The organism is Falsiroseomonas oryzae (assembly GCF_027856955.1).
Taxonomy (GTDB): domain Bacteria; phylum Pseudomonadota; class Alphaproteobacteria; order Acetobacterales; family Acetobacteraceae; genus Falsiroseomonas; species Falsiroseomonas oryzae.
Genome location: NZ_JAPSMD010000314.1, coordinates 1 through 6435 on the forward strand (window position 1 = coordinate 1; position 6435 = coordinate 6435).

General features: G+C 70.5%; 7 protein-coding genes. 6 read left to right on the top strand and 1 reads right to left on the bottom strand.

Features of this window, described 5'->3' with window-relative positions; all coding sequences use genetic code 11:
- Positions 1-118: 118 nt before the first annotated feature.
- From eno to OZN99_RS22785, 3 genes are all read left to right on the top strand, one after another.
- Positions 119-1396 (top strand): phosphopyruvate hydratase, encoded by a 1278-nt coding sequence (eno, locus tag OZN99_RS22775; protein WP_270937549.1) that lies wholly within the window; start codon positions 119-121, stop codon positions 1394-1396.
- 95 nt (positions 1397-1491) lie between these two features.
- Positions 1492-1833, top strand: a complete 342-nt coding sequence (locus OZN99_RS22780) for an STAS domain-containing protein (protein WP_270937550.1) — start codon at positions 1492-1494, stop codon at positions 1831-1833.
- A 159-nt stretch (positions 1834-1992) separates the two neighbouring features.
- Entirely contained in the window at positions 1993-2316 is a 324-nt protein-coding gene (locus tag OZN99_RS22785) for an FtsB family cell division protein (protein WP_270937551.1), read from the top strand.
- Here the strand turns inward: OZN99_RS22785 and OZN99_RS33620 are convergent.
- On the bottom strand, positions 2289-3236 hold the full coding sequence (locus tag OZN99_RS33620; RefSeq protein ID WP_270937552.1) for a UDP-3-O-acyl-N-acetylglucosamine deacetylase: 948 nt from the start codon (positions 3234-3236) through the stop codon (positions 2289-2291). The genes OZN99_RS22785 and OZN99_RS33620 overlap by 28 nt on opposite strands.
- Positions 3237-3563: 327 nt before the next feature.
- Between OZN99_RS33620 and pdhA the strand changes: the two genes are divergently transcribed.
- The 3 genes from pdhA to OZN99_RS22805 all read left to right on the top strand — a co-directional run.
- Positions 3564-4529 carry a pyruvate dehydrogenase (acetyl-transferring) E1 component subunit alpha gene (gene pdhA / locus OZN99_RS22795; protein ID WP_408611897.1) on the top strand — a complete coding sequence of 322 codons (966 nt, stop codon included), beginning with the start codon at positions 3564-3566 and terminating at the stop codon, positions 4527-4529.
- Positions 4530-4532: 3 nt separating this feature from the next.
- Positions 4533-5915, top strand: coding sequence for a pyruvate dehydrogenase complex E1 component subunit beta (locus OZN99_RS22800; RefSeq protein WP_270937554.1), 1383 nt, complete (start codon positions 4533-4535; stop codon positions 5913-5915).
- Between the two features lie 13 nt (positions 5916-5928).
- Positions 5929-6435, top strand: a 507-nt coding sequence (locus OZN99_RS22805) for a biotin/lipoyl-containing protein (RefSeq protein ID WP_270937555.1), incomplete at its 3' end; no start/stop codon positions are given.

The window sequence follows — 6435 nt, forward strand, 5'->3', positions numbered from 1 at the left end:
CCGCGCGTCCCAGGGGGCGGCGCCCGGCCCGGCCCGGGGTGCGCGCCCGCGCCGCCGGCCCTTGCCCGCCCGTGCGCCAAGGGTTAAGCGCCGCCCGACGCACCGCCGGAGAGCCCACATGGCCGCCATCGCCGACATCATCGCCCGCGAGGTCCTCGACAGCCGCGGCAACCCGACCGTGGAGGCCGAGGTGGTGCTGGACACCGGCGCGCGGGCCAGCGCCATCGTCCCCTCCGGCGCCTCCACCGGTGCGCACGAGGCGGTGGAACTGCGCGACGGCGACAAGGCCCGCTACGGCGGGAAAGGCGTGCTGAAGGCCTGCGCCAATGTCGAGGGTGAGATCTTCGACGCCATCGGCGGGATGGACCCGACCGAGCAGGTGAAGATCGACGAGACCATGCTCGAGCTCGACGGCACGCCCAACAAGGCGCGCCTCGGCGCCAATGCGATGCTGGCGGTGTCTCTGGCGGTGGCCAAGGCGGCCGCGGCCGATCTCGGCATGCCGCTGTATCGCTATGTCGGCGGCGTCTTCGCGCGCACCCTGCCCGTGCCGATGATGAACATCATCAATGGCGGCAAGCACGCGGACAACCCGATCGACATCCAGGAATTCATGATCATGCCGGTCGCCGCCGGCACCGTGGCGGATGCCGTGCGCATCGGGTCCGAGGTCTTCGCCCAACTCAAGAAGGCGCTGCACGATGCTGGGCACAACACCAATGTCGGCGACGAGGGCGGCTTCGCGCCGAACATCGGCTCTGCCGACGAGGCGCTCTCCTTCATCGCGCGCGCCTGCGAGAAGGCGGGGCACCGGATGGGCGAGGACATCGTGCTGGCGCTGGACTGCGCCTCCACCGAGTTCTTCCACGATGGCGCCTACCGGATGGAAGGCGAGGGGAAGACGCTCGATTCCGCGGGGATGGTGGAGTACCTCGCCGCGCTCTGCGCCAAGTGGCCGATCGTCTCCATCGAGGATGGCTGCGCGGAGGATGACTGGGCCGGCTGGAAGCTGCTGACCGACCGGCTGGGCGGCACGGTGAACCTGGTGGGCGACGACCTCTTCGTGACCAACACCGAGCGCCTGCGGCGGGGGATCGAGAGCGGCACCGGCAATGCCATCCTGGTGAAGGTCAACCAGATCGGCACCCTGACCGAGACGCTGGAGGCGGTGGAGACCGCGCATCGCGCCGGCTACCGTGCCGTGATGAGCCACCGCTCCGGCGAGACGGAGGACGCAACCATCGCCGACCTGGCCGTCGCCACCAATTGCGGGCAGATCAAGACCGGCTCGCTCAGCCGCTCCGACCGGACGGCGAAGTACAACCAGCTGATCCGCATCGAGCAGCAGCTGGGCCCGGCGGCGCGCTACGGCGGGCGCGCGGCGGTGCGGCGCTGATCCGCCTGCGATCCGGTTTGACGGGCGGCGCCCGGCGTCTCTAGGCTTGGCGCCACCGGCGGCTTCCGCCGCCGGCCCCGGACCGGAGCACCCCGATGCAGTTCGCCACCCGCAAGGTGCAGGATGTCCTGGTGATCGAGCTGTCGGGCCGGCTCGACTCGCACACCGCGGGCGATGTAGGCGACCGCATCGACGCCATCGGCACAGGGGCGGAAACGCGTTGCGTGCTGAACCTGGGCGGGCTCGATTATGTCAGCAGCGCGGGGCTGCGGGTGATTCTGCGGCTGTCGCGCCTGCTGAAGTCGCATGGCGGCGAGCTGAAGATCAGTAATGCGCGCGACATGGTCGCCGCGGTGCTGGAGACGGCCGGATTCGACAGCCTGCTGCGGATGCACGCGACCGAGCAGGAGGCGGTGGACGCCTTTGCCGCCGCCTGACGGCTGAATCTCGTAGGCAATAGCCGCTTTCCGCTGGACAGCCCGCGCGCTTCCTGATTCTGTGCGCAACATGCGCAGCCGGCGAGGTAGCCCGGCTGCCGACGGGCTGGGGGGCTCGGGACTTTGGGGGACGAGTTCGAAACTTCCGAGCGGAGCGGGGTGCTCGCCTGGATCGGCCGCCGCCTGCGCGCCGCGGCGCTGCCGGTGCTGTTCATCGCCTGCTGCGGCTATTTCGTCTGGCATGCGGTGCATGGCGAGCGCGGATTGATCGCGCGCGACCAGCGCGTGCAGCAGATCGCCGAGGCGACGGCCGAGCGCGAACGGGTGCAGGCGGATCTGGCCGCGATGGAGCGGCGGGTGAACGGGCTGCGCGGCGAGTTGCTGGACCGCGACCAGCTGGACGAGCGCGCGCGGCAGTTGCTCAACATGGTCGGCCGCGACGAGATCGTGGTGCCCTACGGGCCGGAGCGCCGGCTCTTCTGATCGCCGTCACCCGGGCTCCACCGGCACCAGCGCATCGCGCTGCTCCAGCAGCTGCCGCACGAAGGCCTGGTTGAGCGCATGCTGCGGCCGGCGTGCCGTGACATGCGCCGGCAGTGGTGCACCGGGCAGCGCCAGATCCCCGAGCAGGTCGAGCGCGCGGTGTCGCACCGGCTCCGCGGACAGCCGTGCTCCGCCCAGGATCCCGCGGCGAAGCAGCGACACGGTGTTGGACAGCCGCGCGCCACGGAGCAAGGGGCGTGACGAGGCCAGCGGGAGGAGCGCCGCCGGCAGCGCCCAGCGGAGGCGCCCGAAGCTGCGCGCGGCGCCAGCGCCGCCACGAAGGCGTCGCCGCTCGGTACGCCGGCCCAGCGCAGCTCACCCCAGCCGGCCAGGTCCATCGAGACATCGAAGGAGAGGGACGGCGCGGAACCCGCGCGGATGAAGCGACCCTCGGCGGCCAGTTCCACCGGCCGCGGCAGCGCCAGGGCATGACGCGGCGCGGGGCTCTCCGCGATGCCGGCGGCGATCAGCCGGCACCAGGGCAGGGCGCTGCCGTCGAGGAACGGCACGTCCGGCGCACCTTCGAGTTCCGCCACCGCATCGTCCACGCCGAGCGCGGGCAGCAGGTGTCCCGGCGTGCGCAGCAGTGCCTCTCCGTCGTCGCGTTCGGGCACGGCGAGCGCGCTGCAGAAGGGCGGCGTGCGGGCCTTGGCGGAGAGTGCCGTCACTTCCCGCCCCGGCGCACCGGGCGCGGCGTGCCAGCGGAAGCGGCTGCCGCTGCCCGGCGGGGCTGGGTGCAGGACCAGGCGCGTCCCGTGGCCGATGTTCAGGCCGATGCCCTCCGCCGGCGCGGCAGGCGCCCGCAGCGTGGCGCGGCGCAGCGTATCGCGCGGCGGCACCGCAGTTGAAGGCAGGGCCATCCGGCACCCCTGGCGGACGGCGACGCTGGCAGCGTGGGGTTGGGCGAACCGAAGGGCGTTCGGGGCGTCAGCGGAGACGGGGTTGGCCTCCGACGTTGGACTCCACAGCGCGCCATGCAGGCGGTGCAGAACCGAAATGTCACTTAACCAATATCGAGTTAAATCCTCTATTGCATTGCACAACAAGGGCTTTTCGCTGCAACGGCAAACTTGCACCGCTCGGGCAGGCCGCGTAGATGCGGCCTGCTGAGCTCGCCAAGGAAGGATGACGGCATGGCCGAAGCTGCCACCCGCAAGCCGCGCGGCAAGGGTGCCGCGGCGCCCGCGATGGGGCGCGACCAGCTGCTCCGCGCGTATCGCGACATGCTGCTGATCCGCCGCTTCGAGGAGAAGGCCGGGCAGCTCTATGGCATGGGTCTGATCGGCGGCTTCTGCCACCTCTACATCGGCCAGGAGGCCGTGGTGGTCGGCCTGCAGCTCTGCCTGAAGGACGGCGACCAGGTCATCACCTCTTACCGCGACCACGGGCACATGCTGGCCACCGGCATGGAGGCGCGCGGCGTGATGGCGGAGCTGACCGGGCGCATCGGCGGCTACTCCAAGGGCAAGGGCGGTTCGATGCACATGTTCAGCCGGGAGAAGGGCTTCTTCGGCGGGCATGGCATCGTCGGCGCCCAGGTGGCGCTGGGCGCCGGGTTGGGCTTCGCCAACTGGTACCGCCAGAACGACAACGTCTCGGTGACCTATTTCGGCGAGGGCGCGTCGAACCAGGGCCAGGTCTACGAGAGCTTCAACCTGGCGGCGCTGATGAAGCTGCCCGTTATCTTTGTCATCGAGAACAACAAATACGCGATGGGCACCAGCCTGGACCGCGCCAGCGCGTCGAAGGACCTGTCGAAGAATGGCGCGCCCTGGGGGATACCGGGAGAGCAGGTGAACGGCATGGACGTGACCGCCGTGAAGGAGGCGGGGGAGCGGGCCGTGGCGCACTGCCGCGCCGGCAACGGGCCCTACCTGCTGGAGATGAAGACCTACCGCTATCGCGGCCATTCCATGTCCGACCCGGCCAAGTACCGGACGCGGGAGGAGGTGCAGAAGATGCGCGAGCAGAACGACTGCATCGAGACCGCGCGCAAGCTGCTGATGGACGCCCACGGCGTGACCGAGGCGGAGCTGAAGGTGATCGACGACGAGGTGAAGGCGATCGTGCAGGACAGCGCCGACTTCGCCCAGACCTCGCCCGAGCCCGACGAGAGCGAGCTCTACACGGACATCCTGATCGAGGCGCGCTGACCGATGACCCAGATCCTGATGCCCGCCCTGTCGCCCACCATGACGGAGGGCAAGCTCGCCCGCTGGCTCAAGAAGGAAGGCGACGCCATCAAGGCCGGTGACGTGATCGCCGAAATCGAGACCGACAAGGCGACGATGGAAGTGGAAGCCGTGGACGAGGGCACGCTGACCCGCATCCTGGTGCCGGAAGGCACCGACGCGGTCTCCGTCAACACGCCGATCGCGGAGCTGAACGGCGGTGCGGGCGCGTCGGAGAAGGCCCCCGCCCAGCGCGAGGCGGCCGCCCCGCTGCCGAAGGGCGAGGACCACGGCGCCGTCGCTGCTCGTGGCCAGGACAAGAAGGAAGGCGCGGCCAGCGTCCCTGCCCAGCCGGCCGCGGCCGCGCCGGAGAAGGACTGGGGCCCGACCCGGACGATGACGGTGCGCGAGGCGCTGCGCGACGCGATGGCCGCCGAGATGCGCCGCGACCCCGACGTGTTCCTGATGGGCGAGGAGGTCGCGCAGTACCAGGGCGCCTACAAGATCAGCCAGGGCCTGCTGGAGGAGTTCGGCCCGCGCCGGGTGATCGATACCCCGATCACCGAGCACGGCTTCACCGGCATGGCGGTCGGCGCGGCCTTCACCGGCCTGAAGCCGATCGTCGAGTTCATGACCTTCAACTTCTCGATGCAGGCGATCGACCACATCATCAACAGCGCGGCCAAGACGCTCTACATGAGCGGCGGCCAGCTGGGCTGCCCCATCGTCTTCCGCGGCCCGAACGGCGCCGCCGCGCGTGTCGCCGCGCAGCACAGTCAGGAATACGCCTCCTGGTACGCGCATGTCCCGGGGCTGAAGGTGATCGCGCCCTGGTCGGCGGCGGATGCGAAGGGCCTGCTGCGCGCCGCGATCCGCGACCCGAACCCGGTGATCTTCCTGGAGAACGAGATCCTCTACGGGCAGTCCTTCGAGGTGCCGGTGGACGAGGACTTCATCCTGCCGATCGGCAAGGCGAAGGTGGAGCGCGCGGGGACGGACGTGACCATCGTCTCCTTCTCCATCATGGTCGGGCTGGCGATGCAGGCGGCCGAGGCGTTGGCCGGCATGGGGATCAGCGCGGAGGTGGTGAACCTGCGCACCATCCGCCCGCTGGACATCGAGACGGTGGCCCGCAGCGTGAAGAAGACCAACCGCCTGGTGATCGTGGAGGAGGGCTGGCCCTTCGCCGGCATCAGCGCCGAGGTCGCGATGCAGGTGCTGGAGCACGCCTTCGACGACCTGGACGCCCCGCCGGTGCGCGTCTGCGGCGAGGACGTGCCGATGCCCTACGCCGCCAACCTCGAGAAGCTGGCGCTGCCGCGGCTCGAGCAGGTGGTGGATGCCGCCAAGCGCGTGACCTATCGCTGAGGGAGCCGGACCGATGGCGACGAACATCCTGATGCCGGCCCTCTCGCCCACCATGACGGAGGGCACGCTGGCGCGCTGGCTCAAGAAGGAAGGCGAGCAGGTCAAGGCCGGCGACATCATCGCCGAGATCGAGACCGACAAGGCGACGATGGAAGTCGAGGCCGTGGACGAGGGCGTGCTCGGCAAGATCCTGGTGCCCGACGGCACGGCCAACGTGAAGGTGAACGACGTGATCGCCGTGCTGGTGGAAGCCGGCGAATCCGCCGATGCCGCGCCCGCCGCGGCGGCGCCGAAGACCGAGCCTGCGCCCACCACGCCGGGCGCCGCGAAGGGCTTCGACCCGCAGCCCGACCCGCCGCGCGCGAACGGCGCGGACCGCGTCATCGCCTCGCCGCTGGCGAAGCGCATGGCCCAGCAGGTCGGCATCGACCTGGCCAGGCTGGCGGGCAGCGGCCCGAACGGGCGGATCGTGAAGGCGGATGTCGAGGCGGCCCTGGCCAAGGGGCCGGCGCCGAAGGCC

What these genes read in the sequence shown, in the direction of transcription:
- eno (WP_270937549.1), top strand. Translation starts at nt 119, where the DNA reads ATGGCCGCCATCGCCGACATCATCGCCCGCGAGGTCCTCGACAGCCGC.
- OZN99_RS22780 (WP_270937550.1), top strand. Translation starts at nt 1,492, where the DNA reads ATGCAGTTCGCCACCCGCAAGGTGCAGGATGTCCTGGTGATCGAGCTG.
- OZN99_RS22800 (WP_270937554.1), top strand. Translation starts at nt 4,533, where the DNA reads ATGACCCAGATCCTGATGCCCGCCCTGTCGCCCACCATGACGGAGGGC.
- pdhA (WP_408611897.1), top strand. Translation starts at nt 3,564, where the DNA reads ATGGGGCGCGACCAGCTGCTCCGCGCGTATCGCGACATGCTGCTGATC.
- OZN99_RS33620 (WP_270937552.1), bottom strand. Translation starts at nt 3,236, where the DNA reads ATGGCCCTGCCTTCAACTGCGGTGCCGCCGCGCGATACGCTGCGCCGC.